The organism is Planococcus lenghuensis, assembly GCF_001999905.1.
Taxonomy (GTDB): Bacteria; Bacillota; Bacilli; order Bacillales_A; family Planococcaceae; genus Indiicoccus; species Indiicoccus lenghuensis.
The window spans coordinates 2,942,665-2,962,904 of record NZ_CP019640.1; the positions used below are offsets into that span (position 1 = coordinate 2,942,665).

At 52.0% G+C, this 20,240-nt stretch carries 23 protein-coding genes; all 23 read right to left on the reverse strand.

Features of this window, described 5'->3' with window-relative positions:
* Positions 1-8: 8 nt before the first annotated feature.
* Entirely contained in the window at positions 9-866 is an 858-nt protein-coding gene (atpG, locus tag B0X71_RS14910) for an ATP synthase F1 subunit gamma (RefSeq protein WP_077590162.1), read from the reverse strand.
* 50 nt (positions 867-916) lie between these two features.
* Entirely contained in the window at positions 917-2,425 is a 1,509-nt protein-coding gene (gene atpA / locus B0X71_RS14915) for a F0F1 ATP synthase subunit alpha (RefSeq protein ID WP_077590163.1), read from the reverse strand.
* 13 nt (positions 2,426-2,438) lie between these two features.
* The gene (locus B0X71_RS14920; RefSeq protein WP_077590164.1) at positions 2,439-2,990 is read right to left on the reverse strand and encodes a F0F1 ATP synthase subunit delta; all 552 of its coding nucleotides are present in this window, start codon (positions 2,988-2,990) and stop codon (positions 2,439-2,441) included.
* On the reverse strand, positions 2,987-3,526 hold the full coding sequence (atpF, locus tag B0X71_RS14925) for a F0F1 ATP synthase subunit B (protein ID WP_077590165.1): 540 nt from the start codon (positions 3,524-3,526) through the stop codon (positions 2,987-2,989). Before atpF ends, B0X71_RS14920 begins: the two co-directional genes overlap by 4 nt.
* Before the next feature lie 394 nt (positions 3,527-3,920).
* A complete protein-coding gene (atpE, locus tag B0X71_RS14930) occupies positions 3,921-4,148 on the reverse strand; it encodes a F0F1 ATP synthase subunit C (protein ID WP_077590166.1) in 228 nt (75 codons plus the stop codon).
* 56 nt (positions 4,149-4,204) lie between these two features.
* A complete protein-coding gene (gene atpB, locus B0X71_RS14935) occupies positions 4,205-4,921 on the reverse strand; it encodes a F0F1 ATP synthase subunit A (RefSeq protein ID WP_077590167.1) in 717 nt (238 codons plus the stop codon).
* A 29-nt stretch (positions 4,922-4,950) separates the two neighbouring features.
* A complete protein-coding gene (locus B0X71_RS14940) occupies positions 4,951-5,322 on the reverse strand; it encodes an ATP synthase subunit I (RefSeq protein WP_077590168.1) in 372 nt (123 codons plus the stop codon).
* Positions 5,323-5,547, reverse strand: a complete 225-nt coding sequence (locus B0X71_RS14945; RefSeq protein ID WP_077590169.1) for an AtpZ/AtpI family protein — start codon at positions 5,545-5,547, stop codon at positions 5,323-5,325.
* 543 nt (positions 5,548-6,090) lie between these two features.
* Positions 6,091-6,336, reverse strand: a complete 246-nt coding sequence (locus B0X71_RS14950; RefSeq protein WP_077590170.1) for a hypothetical protein — start codon at positions 6,334-6,336, stop codon at positions 6,091-6,093.
* A 6-nt stretch (positions 6,337-6,342) separates the two neighbouring features.
* On the reverse strand, positions 6,343-7,461 hold the full coding sequence (gene wecB / locus B0X71_RS14955) for a non-hydrolyzing UDP-N-acetylglucosamine 2-epimerase (RefSeq protein WP_077590171.1): 1,119 nt from the start codon (positions 7,459-7,461) through the stop codon (positions 6,343-6,345).
* 18 nt (positions 7,462-7,479) lie between these two features.
* Positions 7,480-8,109 (reverse strand): uracil phosphoribosyltransferase, encoded by a 630-nt coding sequence (gene upp / locus B0X71_RS14960; protein WP_077590172.1) that lies wholly within the window; start codon positions 8,107-8,109, stop codon positions 7,480-7,482.
* Positions 8,110-8,214: 105 nt separating this feature from the next.
* A complete protein-coding gene (locus B0X71_RS14965) occupies positions 8,215-10,389 on the reverse strand; it encodes a bifunctional diguanylate cyclase/phosphodiesterase (protein ID WP_077590173.1) in 2,175 nt (724 codons plus the stop codon).
* A gap of 98 nt (positions 10,390-10,487) precedes the next feature.
* Positions 10,488-11,723 (reverse strand): serine hydroxymethyltransferase, encoded by a 1,236-nt coding sequence (gene glyA, locus B0X71_RS14970; protein ID WP_077591025.1) that lies wholly within the window; start codon positions 11,721-11,723, stop codon positions 10,488-10,490.
* Entirely contained in the window at positions 11,710-12,306 is a 597-nt protein-coding gene (locus B0X71_RS14975) for a TIGR01440 family protein (RefSeq protein ID WP_077590174.1), read from the reverse strand. Before B0X71_RS14975 ends, glyA begins: the two co-directional genes overlap by 14 nt.
* A gap of 12 nt (positions 12,307-12,318) precedes the next feature.
* Complete coding sequence (rpiB, locus tag B0X71_RS14980; protein ID WP_077590175.1) at positions 12,319-12,756, reverse strand: ribose 5-phosphate isomerase B; 438 nt, start codon at positions 12,754-12,756, stop codon at positions 12,319-12,321.
* A 103-nt stretch (positions 12,757-12,859) separates the two neighbouring features.
* Positions 12,860-13,294 carry a low molecular weight protein arginine phosphatase gene (locus B0X71_RS14985; protein ID WP_077590176.1) on the reverse strand — a complete coding sequence of 145 codons (435 nt, stop codon included), beginning with the start codon at positions 13,292-13,294 and terminating at the stop codon, positions 12,860-12,862.
* A gap of 33 nt (positions 13,295-13,327) precedes the next feature.
* Positions 13,328-14,320 carry an L-threonylcarbamoyladenylate synthase gene (locus B0X71_RS14990; RefSeq protein ID WP_077590177.1) on the reverse strand — a complete coding sequence of 331 codons (993 nt, stop codon included), beginning with the start codon at positions 14,318-14,320 and terminating at the stop codon, positions 13,328-13,330.
* A 24-nt stretch (positions 14,321-14,344) separates the two neighbouring features.
* On the reverse strand, positions 14,345-15,205 hold the full coding sequence (gene prmC, locus B0X71_RS14995; RefSeq protein WP_077590178.1) for a peptide chain release factor N(5)-glutamine methyltransferase: 861 nt from the start codon (positions 15,203-15,205) through the stop codon (positions 14,345-14,347).
* Entirely contained in the window at positions 15,189-16,268 is a 1,080-nt protein-coding gene (prfA, locus tag B0X71_RS15000; RefSeq protein WP_077591026.1) for a peptide chain release factor 1, read from the reverse strand. Before prfA ends, prmC begins: the two co-directional genes overlap by 17 nt.
* A gap of 28 nt (positions 16,269-16,296) precedes the next feature.
* Positions 16,297-16,893 (reverse strand): thymidine kinase, encoded by a 597-nt coding sequence (locus B0X71_RS15005; RefSeq protein WP_077591027.1) that lies wholly within the window; start codon positions 16,891-16,893, stop codon positions 16,297-16,299.
* Positions 16,894-17,058: 165 nt separating this feature from the next.
* Positions 17,059-17,271 (reverse strand): 50S ribosomal protein L31, encoded by a 213-nt coding sequence (gene rpmE / locus B0X71_RS15010; protein ID WP_077590179.1) that lies wholly within the window; start codon positions 17,269-17,271, stop codon positions 17,059-17,061.
* A gap of 570 nt (positions 17,272-17,841) precedes the next feature.
* A complete protein-coding gene (rho, locus tag B0X71_RS15020) occupies positions 17,842-19,125 on the reverse strand; it encodes a transcription termination factor Rho (RefSeq protein WP_077590181.1) in 1,284 nt (427 codons plus the stop codon).
* A 113-nt stretch (positions 19,126-19,238) separates the two neighbouring features.
* Complete coding sequence (glpX, locus tag B0X71_RS15025; protein WP_077590182.1) at positions 19,239-20,204, reverse strand: class II fructose-bisphosphatase; 966 nt, start codon at positions 20,202-20,204, stop codon at positions 19,239-19,241.
* Between the last annotated feature and the right edge of the window lie 36 nt (positions 20,205-20,240).

Below are 20,240 nucleotides of genomic sequence, written 5' to 3' on the forward strand. Positions count from 1 at the left end.
TTCATCCTCTATTCAAGGGCTGCGGCACCGCCGACGATCTCTGTGATTTCCTGTGTGATCGCCGCCTGGCGTGCGCGGTTATATGAAAGCGTGTAATTACGGATCAGGTCCGCTGCGTTGTCGGATGCGCTCTTCATCGAGGTCATCCGGGCAGCATGCTCGCTTGCTTTCGCATCAAGAAGAGCACCGTAAATCAGGCTCTCAGCGTATTGCGGAAGCAGCACTTCCAGGATTCCTTCAGCCGACGGATCGAACTCATAAGTTGCCGTCGAACCAGTCGGTTTAATATCCGTCAGCGGAAGCACTTTCTTTTCCGTCACTTCCTGTGTCATAGCAGACACGAAGTGGTTGTAGAACATAAAGATCTCATCGTACGCACCATCGGCGAACATGCCGACAGCCTTATTGGCAATATCTTTAATATCAGCAAAAGCAGGCTGATCCGGCACACCGATTGCGCTATCGATGATCGTATATCCGCGTCTTGCAAGCAAATCGCGGCCCACACGGCCGACAGCGAAGATGACGAATTCGTCATTGGACGCATGCCGCTTATTGATTTGGTACATGACTGCCCGCACAACGTTTGAGTTGTAGGCACCGGCCAGACCGCGGTCTGCTGTAATGACGAGATACGCCGTCTTTTTCACGGGACGGGTCACCATCATCGGATGGCTAACATCGGATGAACCTGAAGCGATGGATGCCACGACATCCTGGATTTTGTTCATGTAAGGAACGAATCCTTTCGCGTTCGTCTCCGCACGGTTCAGCTTGGCTGCAGAAACCATCTGCATCGCTTTTGTGATCTGACTCGTTTTCTTCGTTGACGTAATCTTGTTCTTTATATCGCGTAAAGATGCCACCGGTATTTCACCACCTTCATGTTTTTCACCGGATTCCGGTACAGGAGCTATTATTCAGATTTGGCGAATGTGCGTTTGAATGCGTTGATCGCTTCTGCCATTGCTTCATCTTCAGGAAGGCCCTGTGTTGTCCGGATATGATCCAGCAATTCCGGGTGGTCAGCATCCAGGAAGCTCAGGAGCCCTTCTTCAAAGCGGCGGATATCTCCAACCGGGATATCATCGAGGAATCCTCTTGTCAGTGCATAAAGGATCGCTACCTGTTTTTCAACTTTCAATGGCTTATGAAGATCCTGTTTCAGTACTTCTACTGTACGGGCACCACGCTCAAGTTTCGCTTTCGTCTGCGGATCCAGGTCAGAACCGAACTGGGCGAATGCTTCGAGCTCACGGTAGGCTGCAAGGTCAAGACGCAGTGTACCTGCCACTTTCTTCATCGCTTTGATCTGGGCGGAACCACCGACACGCGATACAGAGAGACCCGCGTTGATCGCCGGACGCACGCCCGAGAAGAACAGGTCGGACTGAAGGAAGATCTGTCCGTCTGTGATGGAAATAACGTTTGTCGGAATATATGCCGAGATATCGCCAGCCTGCGTTTCAACGAACGGCAATGCTGTGATGGAGCCGGCACCGAGTGTTTCATTCAGCTTCGCTGCACGCTCCAGAAGGCGCGAGTGCAGGTAGAAGACATCCCCCGGATAAGCTTCACGGCCCGGAGGACGGCGGAGCAAGAGGGAAAGTTCCCGGTATGCGGATGCCTGTTTTGTCAGGTCATCGTATACGACAAGCACGTGTTTGCCTTCAAACATGAACTCCTCGCCCATTGTTACGCCGGTATACGGAGCCAGGTACTGAAGCGGAGCCGGTTCGGAAGCGGATGCTGAAACGACGATCGAGTATTCGAGTGCGCCATTCGCCCGCAGCGTTTCGACGAGTCCGCGGACTGTCGATTCTTTCTGGCCGATTGCAACATAGATACAAATCATATCCTGGTCTGCCTGGTTCAGGATCGTATCGATTGCGACAGAAGTTTTTCCTGTCTGACGGTCACCGATGATCAGTTCACGCTGTCCACGGCCGATCGGCACAAGGGCATCGATCGCTTTGATGCCTGTCTGAAGCGGTTCATGCACCGATTTACGCGCCATAACGCCTTGCGCCGGGCTTTCAATCGGACGGGTTTTGGTTGTTTCAATCGGACCAAGACCATCAATCGGCTGTCCGAGCGGATTTACAACGCGGCCGATCATTGCTTCACCGACCGGTACTTCCATGATGCGTCCAGTACGGCGCACTTCATCGCCTTCACTGATATCTCTATACGGTCCAAGAATGATGATACCTACGTTATTGGCTTCCAGGTTCTGCGCCATTCCCATAATACCGTTTGAGAATTCCACAAGTTCCCCAGCCATGACGTTATCGAGACCGTGAATACGGGCAATTCCGTCACCGACCGAAATAACTGTACCAATGTCGCTGACTTGCATTTCCGATTGGTAGTTTTCAATCTGCTGTCTGATCAGGGCACTGATCTCTTCAGCTTTGATGCTCATATGTGTCACCCTCTCATAATTTGGTGGAACGACCGCTCAGCTGACGCTGCAGGCTCTCAAGTTTCGAGCTGACACTGCTGTCAAAGATACGGTTTCCGATTTGCACACGCAGTCCGCCGATCAAGGACGGATCAACTACGTTTTCAATGCGCAGGGCCTGCTTGCCGACTTTCCGTGCAAATGTCTCAGAAATGGCTGCAGCTTCAGTTTCTGTCAGGAAACGCGTTGAATATACGGTTGCTTCTGCGATTCCCCGGTCTTCATATGACAGATGAATAAATTCATCAACAATATCTTTTACTTCATTGATCCGTTTGCGTTCCACTGCGAGAAGCAGCGTATTCAGGACGTATTCATTAGCTCCGGCAAACAGCTGCCGGACAAGCGCCTGCTTGTCCTTCACGCCCATCTGCGGAGAAGCGAACATATCAAAAAAGTCCGGATTGGTATTGAGGACTTCCTTTACTTCACGCAGATCCTGCTCGACGCTGGCAATTTCACCGTGCGCTCTTGCTACCTCATAAAGTGATTCAGCATAGCGCTGGGCTGCCTTCGACCGGCTCATTGAATTTCGCCTGCCTTCGCAATCGTTTCATCGATCAGCTTGCGGTTTTCTTCTTCCGTCAGTTCTTTACCAAGCACCCGTGAAGCTGCGAGCATCGACAATGCCACCACTTCATCACGCACTGCTGCCAGCGCTTTATCGCGTTCATTGCTGATTTCAAGAACTGCATTATCTTTGATGCGGTTTGCTTCCGCACGTGCCGAAGCGAGGATTTCCTCACGGGAAGCTTCCCCTTGGCGTTTCGCGCTTTCCACGATATCAAGCGCTTCGTTGCGCGCTTCTTTCAGCATGCTGCGCTGTTCTTCCAGATACTTCTGTGATTCTGCACGGCTTGCTTCAGCCGATTCGATCTCACTGGCAATCAATTCTTCACGTTCCTGCATGATGCCCATGAGCGGTCCCCATGCAAATTTCTTCAACAGCCACATCAACACGAGGAAAATCGCCAGTGTCGCCAGAATATCTCCAACATTCAGGAATTCATGATGTTCTGCTTCCACTTCCACCGCGCCGAATACGAGATGATCAAAAAACACGATTGTTTCACTCCCTTCAAGAGCTCTGAATCCTAGTCAGTTTATAGTCGGATTGTTGTTTTCAAAGGTAAAATATGCAAAGTTTTTTCTTACTGTCCAGTTCCGCCGCCCAGCTCCTCGGGGTCATAAGTCGACCCGCTGCGGAAATCAGGATTTCCTGCGCGTTTCGCCTTATGCCTGTCGGAGCTTGCATGGCCGGCTTCACTTTTCTTACTTGTCCAACTTGTTCGCCAGACCGTACGCTGATTTCGCACCCTCCTCCGGAAACAGGTTTCCGGGTCGGCCGCTCCAATCCGCTATCGGTCTACCGGCTCACTTTGCTTTCCTTACTTAAACGCAAATGGCGAAAGATTTGCACTCCGCCATTTACGTCCTGCTGTCCAATTGTCTCTTATTACTCAGCGTTCATAACGATGAACGCGATAACTGTTGCGATGATCGGAAGGGCCTCAACCAATGCAACCCCGATGAACATTGTTGTCTGAAGAACGCCGCGTGCTTCTGGCTGGCGGGCGATACCTTCAACTGTTTTAGAAACGATAAGTCCGTTACCGATACCTGCGCCAAGTGCGCCAAGACCAACTGCGATTGCTGCTGCCAATAAACCAAGTGAACCTGTCATTATTAAATGTCCTCCTCAGGATAAGTAAATTTTGCTCTTAGAGCAGTTTATATTTATTAATGGTCATCTGCAACTTTATGTGAGATGTAGACCATCGTTAACATAACGAAAATAAAAGCCTGGATCGATCCGACGAAAATTGAAAATCCTTGCCATGCGAGTGTCGGCAGGATAGCTCCCAGGAAACCGAGCGCTCCGGCACTGGCCAGACCTGCAAGAAGTCCCAGCAGGATTTCCCCTGCGAAGATGTTCCCGTAAAGTCGGAGACCGAGTGTAAGTGTGTTTGCGAATTCCTCAATGATCTTAATCGGCGTGAGGAACCACATCGGCTTGGTAAAGCTTTTCGCATAAGATCCGAAGCCGTTTGCCTTGATGCCGTAGTAATTGCTCAAAATGATGATCATTGCTGCGAGTGTCAGCGTGACGCCCGGATCTGCCGTTGGTGATTTCCACCACAGGTAGCCGTCGACAACGATTGCAAAAGGCAATCCCAGCATGTTCGCCACGAAAATGAACATCAGAAGCGTAATTCCGAGCACGTGGAGGCTGCCGCCTGTTCGCCAGTCCATGTTGCTCTTGATGATGCCTTTTACGAAATCCATGATCCATTCCATGAAGTTCTGCATACCGGTCGGCTTCAACTTCAGGCTGCGTGTCGAGATCAACGCAATCAGAAAGACGATGGCCGCTGCGATAAGCAGCATCAGGACATTAGATAAGTTAAACCAAATGCCTGTACCGGGCAGTTCCCATGTTGGAGACAGATGTTCCACGATAATTTCACCTCTCTTTCCCCTTTGCGTTAATGATGCCGCACCTGATGGATGATCCGTTCTGTCAGCAACAGAAGGTATGGAATCATCAGACCTGCCGCTGTACTGATCAAGTCAAGATGTTCGGCGAACGTAATCGCGAGTGCGACTGCCGCCACACCTGAGGCAAACCGGATGGCAGTTCCGAGTGAACGGACTTGCGATCCTGCTGTCACCGCCCGATCAAACTTTTCCAATCGCCGCTTCAATATCCAAAAGTTATACAGACCGAATGCCGTACCTAGAGCAAGCCCTGCAAAAACAGACGGGTACGGGGTAAATCCCCACCCCAGAGCAAAAAGCGCCAGGATAAAAAATACCATTTTCTTGAGCTTTTCGTAGATTTCATGAAAATCTGACATTCACTGTTTATCTCCTGAATCGAATTTTTGAACGGTGTACATCATTGCTGCTGCACCGGCGGCAACGCCTGCAAGCAGGAAGATGATTAGAAAAAGTGGGGCGGTTCCGAGTTTCTCATCGAACCACATTCCTGCGAATGTGCCGATCAGAACGGACCCGACAAGTTGTGAGAGGATGGCACTGTAAAGCGCCATCGCTTGCAAGGGACGGTTTGGTGGGCGCATGTTACCCCCTTGAAATCCACTGGAAATCCAGCAGTTTTTTCAACTGGCGGAGCATCGCATCAGGTCTCCTACAACAAGAAATTTATGTATGAAAACCCTGTCATGCATACCCTTTGTAAGCATACAATAGGGGCAAAATCATGTCAATCAACTGAAGTGAAATTGTTCACAAGCGACATGCGGCTGTCATATTCCCGACAAATTTCACGCCAGCTGAAAATCCGGCTGTGGAGGAGGAACTGAGGATGGTAACAATATGATAATTGTAACACAGTTTGGAATGGGGTTTAGCAAATCTTTTTAATTCAATTAAGAAACTTCTTCCAGATGAGCGGCGGGCCGGGAAATTGAATGTTCATGGCTTTTGGAGGGAAAAAGCGGATTAAGATGCGTGTTTTCTAATGAAATATTCATTTTACATCCCTCTCCTCCTGGCTTCTGGACTGACTGCCATGAATTTATGATATTGGGGGAAACAAGGCGACAGGGAGCCCAGGCATATTAAGAGCTGGTGAACGTTCTTTAAGAACATCTGAATACACTTTAAGCCTCCACCTTTTCTTGCTGGCTTGATTTATTGATGTGGATCTGCTGTTTCGAATAAAAAACCGGGACACCAAGGGGCGAATGCTCTTTAAGAGCTGGCGAGTGCTCTTTAAGAAAGATTGAATGCACTTTAAAAACCGGCGAATGCTCTTTAAAAGCTGGTGAATGCTCTTTAAGAAAGACTGACTGCTCTTTAACCTCCACCAATCTCCATAAAAAAAGATGACCCTTGTTCAGGGTCATCTTCCTTTATTCGTTCCCGAAGTATTTATGCAAAGCTTCGACGATCCGGCGGGATGCCTGGCCATCTCCATAGGGGTTGGAGGCATGGGCCATTTTGGCGTACTCTGTTTCGTCGGTGAGCAACTCGGTCGCCATCCGGTAGATTGTTTCTTCGTCGGTACCCGCGAGTTTCAAGGTGCCGGCATCGATGCCTTCCGGACGTTCGGTCGTGTCACGGAGGACGAGGACGGGCTTGCCGAGCGACGGCGCTTCTTCCTGGATGCCGCCGGAGTCGGTCAGGATCAGGTATGACCGGGCCGCGAAATTATGGAAATCGAGCACTTCAAGCGGCGGGATGAGATGGATGCGCGGGTCGTTGCCGAGAATTTCGTCCGCCACCTCCCGTACTGCCGGGTTCAGGTGCACCGGATAGACGACTTGCACGTCGCCCTGTTCTTCGATGAGGCGTTTGATCGCTTTGAACATACCGCGCATTTTTTCGCCGAGGTTTTCGCGGCGGTGGGCGGTAAGCAGGATCATGCGGTCATTCCCGATTTTATCAAGTACCAGGTGTGCGTAGGCATCGCGGACAGTTGTCTTCAGCGCGTCGATGGCGGTATTGCCGGTGACGTAGATACGGTCGGCGGGTTTGTTTTCCGCCAGCAGGTTACCTGCTGATTTCTCGGTCGGCGCAAAATGGATATCCGCCAGCACGCCAGTCAGCTGCCGGTTCATTTCTTCCGGATACGGTGAATATTTATTGTGCGTCCGGAGGCCGGCTTCCACGTGTCCGACTGCGATCTGGTTATAAAGCGCAGCGAGGCTTGCCACGAATGTCGTCGTCGTGTCGCCGTGGACGAGGACGATGTCGGGCTTCGCTTCCTGCATGACACGGTTGAGTCCTTCCAGGCCGCGGACTGTGACATCCATCAATGTCTGGCGGTCTTTCATCATGTTCAGGTCGTAATCGGGTTTGATGCCGAACGTGTCCAGCACCTGATCGAGCATTTGCCGGTGCTGTGCGGTTACAGTCACAATCGATTCGATGGTGTCCGGGTGTTTTTGCAGTTCAAGGACGAGCGGAGCCATTTTGATGGCTTCCGGTCTCGTGCCGAATATGGTCATTACTTTCCGTTTTGCAGTCAAGCGGTGTGCACCTCCAGTTTATTTCGTACCGTACAGCCGGTCGCCTGCATCGCCGAGGCCCGGTACAATATAACCTTTTTCGTTCAGCTTTTCATCGAGGGCGGCGATGTAGATATCGACATCCGGATGCGCTTCCTGCAATACTTCCACGCCTTCCGGTGCTGCGATGAGGCACATGAACCGAATGCTGTTTGCGCCGCGCTTCTTCAGTGAGTTCACTGCTTCGACGGCAGAACCGCCGGTCGCGAGCATCGGATCGACGAGGATGAAGTCCCGCTCTTCAATATCCGACGGCAGTTTGACATAGTATTCGACGGGCGTGAGCGTTTTAGGATCCCGGTACAGGCCAATATGTCCCACTTTCGCTGCCGGAATCAATTTCAGGATGCCGTCGACCATGCCAAGGCCGGCTCGCAGAATCGGTACGACCCCCAGTTTCTTGCCGGCGAGCACTTTGGCGCTGGCCTGCTGAACCGGCGTCTGCACTTCGATGTCCTGAAGCGGCAAATCGCGGGTGATTTCAAACGCCATGAGCGTCGAGACTTCGTCAACCAGTTCACGGAATTCTTTCGTGCCCGTCTTAACGTCACGGATGTATGTAAGCTTATGCTGAATAAGCGGATGATCGAATACATATACTTTTCCCATTGGGTTTCTCTCCTTTTTGTTGCGTTATCTTATACAGTATAACAGTTTTTCATTGTCCGTCAGCCCTTAAAACAGGTAAAACCGGCCCGTTGAACACGGTCCGGTCTATAATTCATCCGCTTCTTCCACCGGGAGCGGCCGGTAGAAATAATAGCCTTGTCCGACCGCGCAGCCGGCATCCAGGAGAAATTCACGCTGCGCGTCCAGTTCAATGCCTTCTGCCACGGGTGTCATTTTCAGGTTCCCGGCCAGTTGAATGATTGCCCGGACAATGGCCTGCGTTCCTTCTTCTTCAAGGTTCAAAATGAAAGAGCGATCAATTTTGATTTCAGAGACCGGCAGCATCTGCAGGTAACTGAGCGATGAGTAGCCCGTTCCGAAGTCATCGATCGAGCAGGCAAACCCATCCTGCTTGAGCTGGCAGAATACGCGGATGGCCGCATCGAAATCTGTGAACCCGATGCTTTCCGTCAATTCGAACCGGATGAGTTCCGGCCGGATGCCGGCGAGCGTCACCAGTCGCTTCATGTCTTCCGAGAATGTGCAATGGAAGAAATGATCCGCTGAAATATTGACCGCCACCTGCCGAAGACAAAGTCCGCGGTCCTGCCGGCTCCGCAGCCATTCGAGCACCTGATTCAACATCTGCTGTTCCAGCAAGCGGATTTTCCCGGTCCGTTCAGCGGCTGAAATGAACACATCCGGTGATACGTGACCGTATTCAGCGGAGTACCAGCGGGCCAACGCTTCAAAACCGATCACTTCCCCGGTCGATAAATTCACTTTGGGCTGCAGGTACATCCGCACTTCTTCCCGCAACAGTGCAGGCGTCAGTTCCTGGGCCAGCTTCTGTTCCTGCAGCAGGTGTTCGTTCCATTCCGCATCGAAAAAAACAACAGCCTCTCCTGGCTGCTTTTTCGCTTCAGACAATGCACTGTCAGCAGAGCGCAGCCATTCCTCGATGTTTTGTACAGCTGCCGCCAGCGGCACCACCCCGACTTTCACGGTTGGAAACAACCGCATATCCGCCACTTCAAGCGGCTCAGTCAGCACTTCTGAAATCTTTTTCAGGGCCCCATCCATCCCGGCCGCTTCAACATCAGAATAAAATGAAAGTGTCGCACCCGAAAAGCGGGCCGTGCAATCCGCAGCCGATAAGTGCAGCGCACCGAGCCGCCTGCCCAGCTTCCGGATCAGCGTATCGCCGGCCCGATGCCCGTACTGGTCAATAATATCGGGATACTCCAAGATGGAAATGAAGGCGATGAACCCAGTGGAATTGACCACCCCGCGTTCCTGGAGCTGATCGAGAAAGAAATGCCGGTTCGGCAAATCCGTGCCGGGGTCTTTATAAGACAGACGGAGCACTTCCATTTGCTGTTCCCGGTAATTGACAGCCAGTGTGATGAGCGGACTGATTTGGCTGATGAATTCAAGTTCTTCCGGCGATGGCGCATGCCGGGAAGAAAAATAAATACCGAATGAGCCGAATACCAGCTGTTCCGATTTAAAAATCGGCAGCGACCAGCAGGAGTTGAAACCGTAGCCCATTACCATGTCTTTCAGCGATTTCCATAACGGGTCGGTACTGATATCTTCTGAAATCACGATCGTTTTCCGGCTATATGCCGCACCGCACGATCCGATTTCGCCATCCGCCCGCTGCCCTTTTACCGCCTGCAGCAGTTCATCCGGCAAGGAATTCCCAGCACCGACTTGAAAGCGGCCGTCCCGGTCAACCGTCAGGATGGAACAGGCGGTCCCCTGCTCGAAAAAAGATTCCACTGTGTCACAAATTTTCTGCAGGAGATCGGCAAGCGGCGCCCCGGATTCAATCCCTGTGTACATCGCCCGCTGCAGGCCGACGAGTGCTTCCGCCTGTTTGCGCCGCGTGATATCCTTGGCAGCCACAATTGTGAAGAGAATGACATCCGACTCTCCGAATACCGGCTGCAGGGTCAGCTCGTTCCAGCATGGACGCCGGTTCTTATAGCAGATCATCCGTTCAAATGTACCAGCCTCCCCTTGCCGGATCGCGCGGCAAAGGTCCGCAGCATCAGCCTGGTCAATGTTTTCTGTCCCCAGAAATCGCGCCGGCAACCCGACGATTTCTTCAAGGGCATAACCGGTCATGGCACAGTAAGCGTCATTCGCATACACGACGGGCAATTCTTCCCGGTGCGGATCCACAACGCTGAAACTCGTGTGGAAACTCTCCCCAAGCCGGCGGAGCCATTCAATTGTCGCTTGCTGTTCGTTGCTGATTGCCTGCAGCTGCATCGGGCGTCTCTCCTTAAATTAACCATAGGCTTCAATTATAGTTAATGGAAAAGACAAAAAAACACCGCCGAAAATCCTATTTTCGGCAGTGGTGGTTTTTACTTGTAAAGCGGGTAATTCGATGTAAGGTTTGCAACCCGTTCCGCAGCTTCTTTCTTTACGTCCCCGTCTTCCGGATTCTTCAGAATCGATGCGATGACGGCCGCGATTTCCTGCATCTCCGCTTCCTTGAAACCGCGCGTTGTAACGGCGGCTGTGCCGATCCGGATGCCGGATGTGACGAATGGGCTTTCCGGGTCGAACGGAATGGTATTTTTATTCGTCGTAAGGCCGACTTCATCAAGCGCATGCTCTGCCACTTTACCCGTAAGGCCGAGTGAACGGAGGTCGATCAGGAGCAAGTGATTGTCCGTGCCGCCAGAGACGATATCGATGCCTTCCGATTGGAGTGCGTCAGCCAGCGTTTTTGCGTTTTTTACGACTTGCTCGATGTACGTGTTGAACTCCGGCTGGAGCGCTTCGCCGAACGCGACTGCTTTCGCGGCAATGACATGCATGAGCGGGCCGCCCTGAATCCCCGGGAAAATCTTTTTGTCGACTTTCTTCGCGAATTCCTCTTTGCAGAGGATCAGACCGCCGCGCGGGCCACGGAGCGTTTTATGGGTCGTGGACGTCACAAAATGCGCATGCGGCACCGGATTTGGATGTACGCCTGCTGCCACGAGCCCGGCGATATGCGCCATATCGACCATCAGGTAAGCGCCGACTTCATCTGCAATTTCACGGAATTTCGCGAAATCCAATTGACGCGGATAGGCACTTGCACCAGCAACGATGAGTTTCGGTTTATGCTCCAAAGCGATTTGACGAACCGCTTCATAATCGATGAGCTGCGTTTCTTTATCGACGCCATATTCCACGAAATTGTACTGAATGCCGCTGAAATTGACCGGACTGCCATGCGTCAGATGCCCGCCGTGCGACAGGTTCATGCCGAGAATGGTATCGCCCGGCTCAACAGCTGCCATGTAAACGGCCATGTTCGCCTGTGAGCCGGAATGCGGCTGAACGTTGGCGTGGTCGGCGCCGAATAATTTCTTTAACCGGTCTCGGGCGATATTTTCCGCCACATCGACGAATTCACAGCCGCCGTAGTAACGCTTGCCCGGATAACCTTCCGCATACTTATTTGTCAGAACAGATCCTTGCGCTTCCATGACGGCTTCTGAAACAAAGTTCTCCGAAGCGATCAGTTCAATATTCGCTTCCTGCCGATTTTTCTCGGCCTGCATTGCGTCAAACACTTCCAGGTCCTGCTGCTTAATCAATTCCATCTCCATGTCTTTTCCCATGCCCCTCTCGTAAATGAACTGCTTCACGGTCATATGCAGCGCGGGCTCCGCCAATCAGCTTCGGCCGGGTCTTTGCTGCCGTAATCACCGCTTCCCCTATCAGTTTAACAGAAGTGCGCACCGGAACGGCGACATGTTTTAAATGCATGCCGATCAGCGTCTGGCCAATATCGATCCCTGCATGCGCCTGAATGCTTTCCACAACGACCGGGTCTTCCATGACGCTGTACGCATGGGCGCTCATGGAACCGCCTGCCCGCGCAACCGGAATAACGGTAACTGGGTCAAGGTTGAATTTTTCCGCCGTTTTCCGTTCGACCGTCAACGCCCGGTTGATATGTTCGCAGCCCTGAAACGCAAGATGAAGGCCATGCTTTTTCGCAAAGCGTTCCAGCGGTCCGTACAGGCTTTCCGCTACATCGAGTCCGCCGGCCGTGCCAATGCGTTTTCCGACGATTTCTGACGTCGAGCAGCCGACGACGAACAGCTGCCCTTTGCGGAATTCCATGTGCCTTTCCAATTCATCCAACACTTCAGCCAGCTGTAATTCCCAAAGTGTATCCATGCTGTTCACCTCTCAGCTCTCCAGTGCAGTTACTTTGGCGATCCGCCGTTCATGCCGTCCGCCTTCAAATTCCCCTTCAAGCCAGGTGCGGGCGATTTCCCGTGCAAGCCCCGCGCCGATCACCCGTTCACCCATCGCCAGGATGTTGGAATCGTTATGTTCCCGGGTCACTTTTGCCGTGAATACATCGTGGACAAGCGCACAGCGGATGCCTTTGACTTTATTGGCCGCGATCGACATGCCGATCCCTGTGCCGCAGATCAGAATGCCCCGATCAAATTCACCGCCTGCCACGCCATCCGCCACCGGTTTTGCAAAATCCGGATAATCGACGGAGCCATCATCCTGCGGTCCGAAATCTGTATAATCAATGCCCATTTCTTCGAGCAGGCTGATGATTTCTCTGCGGAGATTATTGCCTCCGTGATCTGATGAAATTGCTATATTCATTTTCTGTGCCTCCGTTTCGGTTTGGTTACGTCCAGTTTACCATTTCAGCCGTAAAAAAACATGCAGGCCAATGCGGCATGCATGTGAAATACTGAAGTCCATTCTATTGATTGTCCAGCCGTTGTTCCAGACCGGCCAGCAGCCCCTTCAGCTCCCGGTACGTCTCTCTGTACTGCGACTCGGAGCCGCCGTACGGATCGGACACATCATGTTCTTCCCCGTACACATATTCCTTCAGCGTGTATATTTTATGCCCGGCACCCGGATAGCTCCGGATGAGGGCATCTTTATGCGCTTTCGTCATGGTGAGCACCAACGTCGCCCAGTCGATATCATCAGGTGTCACAGAGCGGGACTGGTGATCCGTGTCGATTCCTTCTTCCGTCAGAACATTCCGGGCATGGCCGGAAATCGGACCGCCGCCCGCGAACAGACCGGCAGACCGGGCATCCATGCCATCGAGTTGTTTGGCTTTCAGAATCGCTTCCGCCATCGGACTCCGGCATGTATTTCCGGTGCAGACAAAGAAAATATTCATGGTGTCATCCCCTCTCGCTTTACTGAATGCCCATCAGCTGAACCACTTATGATCCGCCGCTTTTTCCAGCCGGTTCATCAACGCGGCGTCCTTTTTGTGTTCCGGTTGAATCGCCGCCAGAATCAGATCGGCAGACGTCTCATCGCATTTCCGCAGTCCGGAATACAGCACGTCGGCACTCAGCGGAAAATAATAGTCAGCAGCTTTCGAGAAATCCGCACTCAGGACCGCGACTTTCTTTCCTTTACTGTGCAAGTGCTCGATCGCCCGATCCACGATATCGCCTTTTTGTTCGATCAAATAAACAGGAGCATCCGGTGCGTAATGCGTATATTTAACGCCCGGTGAACGAGGTACTGTCCGTTTGCCTTCACAGGAAACACGCAGCTGTCCGATCACATCTTCAATCATATCCGCCGTGATGCTGCCGGGCCGCAGGATGGCCGGCGGTTCCGCTGTCATGTCCAGCACGGTCGATTCGATGCCGAGCGCCGTCGCCCCGCCGTCGAGAATAAGATCGATTTTGCCGTTCAAGTCATGCTCCACATGTCCTGCGCATGTCGGGCTCGGCTTGCCGCTTACGTTCGCACTCGGTGCAGCAAGCGGCCGGTCCGTCTGCTTCAGCAAGTTCAGCGCAATCGGATGATCCGGCATCCGGAGTCCGACAGTCGGCAGGCCGGCCGTTACATTGTCCGCAAACACGCCTTCTTTCGCTTCAAGTATGAGGGTGAGCGGTCCTGGCCAGAATGCATCCATGCATCTGATGGCTTTTTCCGGCACATTCGCTGCATAACGCAGCGCCATTTCTTTTGAATCGACATGGACAATGAGCGGGTTATCAGATGGACGCCCCTTCGCCAGGTAAATTCTCTCGACGGCTTCTGCATTCGTTGCATCCGCTCCAAGGCCGTACACCGTTTCAGTCGGAAACGATACCGTTCCTCCGCGCTGCAGGATCTCCGCCGCCTCTTCATAGTATTCCGGGTTGCCGGCATCATTGCCCACTTCCACGATTCTGGTTTTCATGCTGTATCCTCCTTGCTTCTGCAGTCACCGGATGATGCAGAACACCATCCGGTCCTTGCCATTGATATCTTGTTTTACCGAAGTTTCCGCTTTCGGAAATGCCTGTTCAAGCAGTTGTTTCACCGCTTGGCCCTGCATATAGCCGATTTCAAAACCGATGAGCGCCGGCCGGTTCATGAGTGCCGGCAGTTTTTCCGCCAGTTCCTCATATAGGGAAAGACCATGACGGTCGGCGAACAATGCGGTATGCGGCTCGTGATCTCTGACCGTATCAGCCAGCGTATCCGCTTCTTCCTGTCCGATATACGGCGGGTTCGACAGCACTACATCCCATTTGCTGCCGGCGAGCGGCCCGGTAAGATGACCGAGCCGGAACGCGACTTCCGCATCAAGCCGGTCGGCGTTTTTTTGTGCCGTCTCGAGTGCCGGCCGCGAAATATCCGTCGCTGTTACTTGCGCTTCCGGCAGTTCGCATTTCATCGTGATGCCGATAATGCCGCTCCCCGTTCCGATATCCGCAACGTTCAGCTGCCGATTACCAAACACTTCCGGAATGAGCCGGAGTGTTTCTTCAATTAATTCTTCGGTTTCCGGACGCGGAATGAGGACATCCGGATTCACGAGGAATGTCCGGCCGTAAAATTCTTCCTGTCCGGTCAGGTGCTGCACCGGGATACCCGCTGCATGCTGATTGATTAATTCAAAATAACGCTTTTCGGTTTCATTGTCCAGCGGATCGCGCAAAGAAGCGAGCAATGCAGTCTGATTCAGACCTAATACATGCTGCAGCAGAATGCGCGCTGCGCCCTCTTCCCGGCCTTGCGCCTTTAAATAAGAAGAAGCCCCGTTCAGGGCCTCATAAATTCGTTTATCCTTGCTGTTCATTCAATGACTCCATTTTCGCCGATTGTTCTTCCACAATCAATGCGTCGATGATTTCATCCATCTTTCCCTGCAAGATCTGATCCAATTTCTGGATAGTCAACCCGATGCGGTGGTCTGTCACCCGGTTCTGCGGGAAGTTGTACGTCCGAATGCGTTCCGAGCGGTCGCCGGTTCCGACAGCTGACTTCCGTACAGCATCATATTCAGCTTGGGCTTCCTGCTGGAATTTATCATAGACGCGGGCACGCAGCACTTTCATCGCGGATTCCTTATTTTTGATCTGCGATTTTTCGTCCTGGCATGTTACGACAGTACCCGTCGGCAAATGTGTCAGCCGGACTGCCGACATGGTCGTATTGACCGACTGGCCGCCGGCGCCGCTTGATGCATACGTGTCCACCCGGATGTCGTTATCATGAATCTCAACTTCCACTTCTTCCGCTTCGGCCAGACAGGCGACTGTCGCCGTTGACGTATGGATACGTCCGCCTGATTCCGTTTCCGGCACCCGCTGCACGCGGTGTGCCCCGTTTTCGTATTTCATGCGGGAATAAGCGCCTTTCCCGGTAATCATGAAGACCACTTCCTTGAATCCGCCGAGACCGGTCGGAGAAGCGTCCATCACTTGAACTTTCCAGCCGTTCGCTTCCGCATAGCGGCTGTACATCCGGTACAGATCCCCTGCAAATAATGCCGCTTCGTCTCCGCCCGCTGCCCCCCGCACTTCCATGATGACGTTTTTGTCATCATTCGGATCTTTCGGCAGCAGCAGCATATGCAGTCGTTCTTCCAGCTGTTCGCGGCGGTCTTCGAGCTCGTTCAGCTCTTCTTTCACCATTTCGCGCATATCCGCGTCCATTTTATCATCCAGCATCGTTTTCGCGTCGCTCAGCTGAGCTGATACATCTTTATATTCCCGATAAGCATCCACCGTAGCCTGCAGATCCGACTGCTCTTTCGAATACTCCCGCAATTTGGTTGTATCATTAATAATATCCGGATCGCTCAGCATTTCATTGAGCCGGTCATACCGGTCTTCGAGCGTCTGCAGCCTGTCAAAAATTCCACTCATCTTCCATTCACACCCCGTTCTAAAATTCCGTAACCGTTACACCTGCGGGCACCTCATGATGATGCCGGCAGCGGGGCTCGTAGGCTTCGGATGCCCCGACAAGAATGATGGGATCATCCGCTCCGGCAGGCCGGCCGTCGATCAGCCGCTGCGTGCGGCTGGCAGGTGATCCGCATACCGTGCATACGGCCTGCAATTTCGTCACTTGCTCGGCAACCGACAATAAATCCGGCATCGGACCAAACGGTTTGCCGCGGAAATCCTGATCCAAGCCGGCGACGATCACCCGAAAGCCATGATCGGCCAGCTTTTGTACATTTTCTGTAATCGCCTCATCAAAAAATTGGGCTTCATCTATTGCAATGACATCAAATTCATCTGTGATATACTTCCACATCTCATCAGAATGGCTGATCGGATGGGCAATCACCGTCGATCCATTATGGGAAACGACCGCTTCCTTGCTGTAGCGGTCATCGATTCGCGGTTTAAAAACGGCGATTTGCTGTTTGGCAAATTGCGCCCGGCGGATGCGGCGGATCAGCTCCTCTGATTTCCCTGAGAACATGCTGCCGCAGATCACTTCCACCCAGCCCGATTGTTTCATTACGTACATTGTTTCTTGTGCTCCTTTCGCCATTCGGTCTATCTCTTATCATACCGAAAAATGACGCCGATTTCCGCACTTATTTTTAGAAACTGCCCGGACTCCTTGGGCGGCCTGCCAAAAGAAAAATACCCGGCGTGCAGTGATCTGCATGCCGGGTACCGGTCGTCCAACTTATTCGTTGTCTGATTTGATGCCATATTTTTTGTTGAAACGGTCAACACGGCCATCCGCAGCTGCGAATTTCTGGCGGCCTGTGTAGAATGGGTGGCATTCGTTGCAAACCTCTACACGGATGTCTTCTTTAACGGAACCAGTATGGAACGTGTTTCCGCAAGAACATGTGACTGTTGCTTGTTTGTAATCTGGGTGAATTGCTGATTTCATAGTATTAACTCCTCCTGCCCTGATCCATCCGGAACAGAGTTTAACGGTTGATGACCTTTGCCTTACACGGCTCCTTAGGCCGTATATGCACGGGTTCCTTTGACTTACAAAACCTAGTATAACAAGGATAGGATTCAGGTGCAAGATGTTTGCTCGGATTTAAAGAATGTATTTTGGCATGCAGGAATGCGGTGAAAATGGAAACTCATGGCTTCGGCGGAGAAAAAGACTATTGAAATCACAACAAGTTTTGTAAGTTTCGTTGTTTTTTTGTTAATAGCGATTAAAAGCGGCTGAACGCTCTTTAAGGCCGGCTGAACGCCTTTTAAAATCGGTTGAGTGCATTTAAAGATTGCTTGGACGCTCTTTAAGAACGGCTGAACGCTCTTTAAGACCATATGAGTGCTCTTTAAGATTTATCAGAGAGGAAACTCGAACTATTATTCCATAAAATGGATTTCATGTTTCATCGTACATGCGTTTTAAGATTAAATGAATTCACTTCACTCTCATCCATAATAAAAACCCGCCGATTCAGACGGGAATCGGCGGGTTCATAAACTTATTTAATTAAAGTAACCCTTTGCTGCTTTTATGGGCCCGGATTTCCCCGGTCAGCTGGTCAAAGAACTCTTCATTGGTCTTCGTCTGTTTCAACTTGCGCAGGAAGCGTTCGCCGAAATCATGGGAATCAGAGAAAGTTTTGCGGATGAGCCATAGTTTTTCAAGCTGATCGGCATCCAGCAGCAATTCCTCTTTCCGGGTGCCGGAGCGGCGGACGTCAAGCGCCGGGAAGATGCGCCGTTCGGCAAGGCTCCGGTCCAGGTGCAGTTCCATGTTGCCGGTTCCTTTGAACTCTTCATAAATGACTTCGTCCATCCGGGAGCCGGTTTCAACAAGGGCAGTCGCCAGGATAGTCAAGCTGCCGCCTTCTTCAATGTTCCGGGCAGCACCGAAAAAGCGCTTCGGTCTGTGGAATGCGGCCGGATCGATTCCGCCGGAGAGGGTACGGCCGCTTGGCGGGATGACCAGATTGTACGCACGGGCCAGGCGGGTGATGGAATCCATCAGAATGATGACATCCCGTTTATGTTCGACAAGGCGCATCGCGCGCTCGAGTACGAGTTCTGCAACTTTTACATGGTTATCCGGCACTTCATCGAACGTCGAAGAGACAACGTCGGCATCGACGGACCGCTCAATGTCCGTTACTTCTTCCGGACGTTCATCGATCAGTAATACGATCAATTCCGCTTCCGGATAATTGACTGTGATGGAATTGGCCACTTCTTTCAGCAACATGGTCTTTCCGGCTTTCGGCGGAGCGACGATGAGTCCGCGCTGACCGAAACCGACTGGCGCAACCAGATCAATGATGCGGCTCGATAGACGGCCGGACGTGGATTCCAGTTTGATCTGGCGATCCGGATACAGCGGTGTAAGACCCGGGAAATGGACGCGTTCTTTTGCGACTTCCGGATCTTCCCCGTTAACCGCTTCCACTTGCAAGAGACCGAAATAGCGTTCATTTTCTTTTGGCGGCCGTACTTTCCCGGATACTTTATCTCCGTTCCGTAGATCAAAGCGCCGGATTTGCGATGCGGAAATGTAGATGTCTTGTGAACTCGGGGAGTAATTGATCGGGCGCAGGAATCCAAAGCCTTCCGACTGGATGATTTCCAGTACGCCTTCCATGAAGAAAAAGCCTTCCTGTTCCGCACGGGTCTTCAGGATTGCGAAAATGAGTTCTTTCTTTGTAAGTTTGCTGTAATTAGTCAATTTGTATTCACGCGCCAGAGCATACAGCTCTTTCAACGTCATATTCTCCAATGAGGAGATGGTTATTGTTGCCATGATGTACACCACTCTTATTCATTTTTTGGAATTATCGGGATGGAAAACAGGATTGGGGTTGATAAATCAGTAATAGAAGGAGCCCGGCGGTCAGCCGGGCACAGGTTTCAAGATTAATCGTTCATCACAAGATTCGGTTTTTTCTGGAGGCTGTGCTGTCCTTCGACAAAACGGACAGTGCCGGATTTTGCACGCATGACGAGCGAATGGGTCATGCTGGATGCCCCTTGGACTCGAACGCCGCGGAGCAATTCACCATCCGTAACACCGGTCGCAGCGAAAATGGCATCTTCACCTTTCACAAGATCATCCATGTAGAGAACTTTATTGACGTCGAGTCCCATCTGTCTGCAGCGCTCTTCCTCTTCAGCATTCTGCGGCAGCAATTTTCCTTGAAGTTCTCCGCCGAGGCATTTGAGGCCCACTGCAGCGATGACACCTTCCGGAGCGCCGCCGGATCCAAACAGAATGTCTACACCTGTCTGTTCAAAAGCGGTATTGATGGCTCCCGCTACATCGCCGTCGCTGATCAGCTTGATGCGCGCGCCGGCTTCACGGATCTGTTCAATGATCTCCGCATGGCGTTCCCGGTTCAGAATCGTTGCCACCACATCTTCAATGTTTTTATTCTTCGCTTTTGCCACTGCCCGAAGGTTGTCGATCACCGGTGCGTTGATGTCGACTTTGCCGACCGCTTCCGGCCCGACAGCGATTTTATCCATGTACATGTCAGGTGCGTTCAACAGGTTTCCGCGATCTGCAACGGCCAGTACGGCCAGCGCATTCCAGCCGCCGGATGCCACGATGTTCGTGCCTTCCAGCGGATCGACTGCCACATCCACTTCAGGTCCATGACCGGTTCCAAGCTCTTCGCCGATATAAAGCATCGGCGCTTCGTCCATTTCGCCTTCTCCGATTACAACCACACCCTGCATCGGAATCGTATCGAAAACTGTCCGCATGGCACTTGTCGCTGCATCGTCCGCTTCGTTTTTCAGGCCGCGTCCCATCCATCTGGCTGAAGCAATTGCTGCCGCTTCAGTCACGCGGACCAACTCCATCGATAAACTTCGCTCCATTTTTCCAGCCCCCCGTTCACACTATCTATACTATTG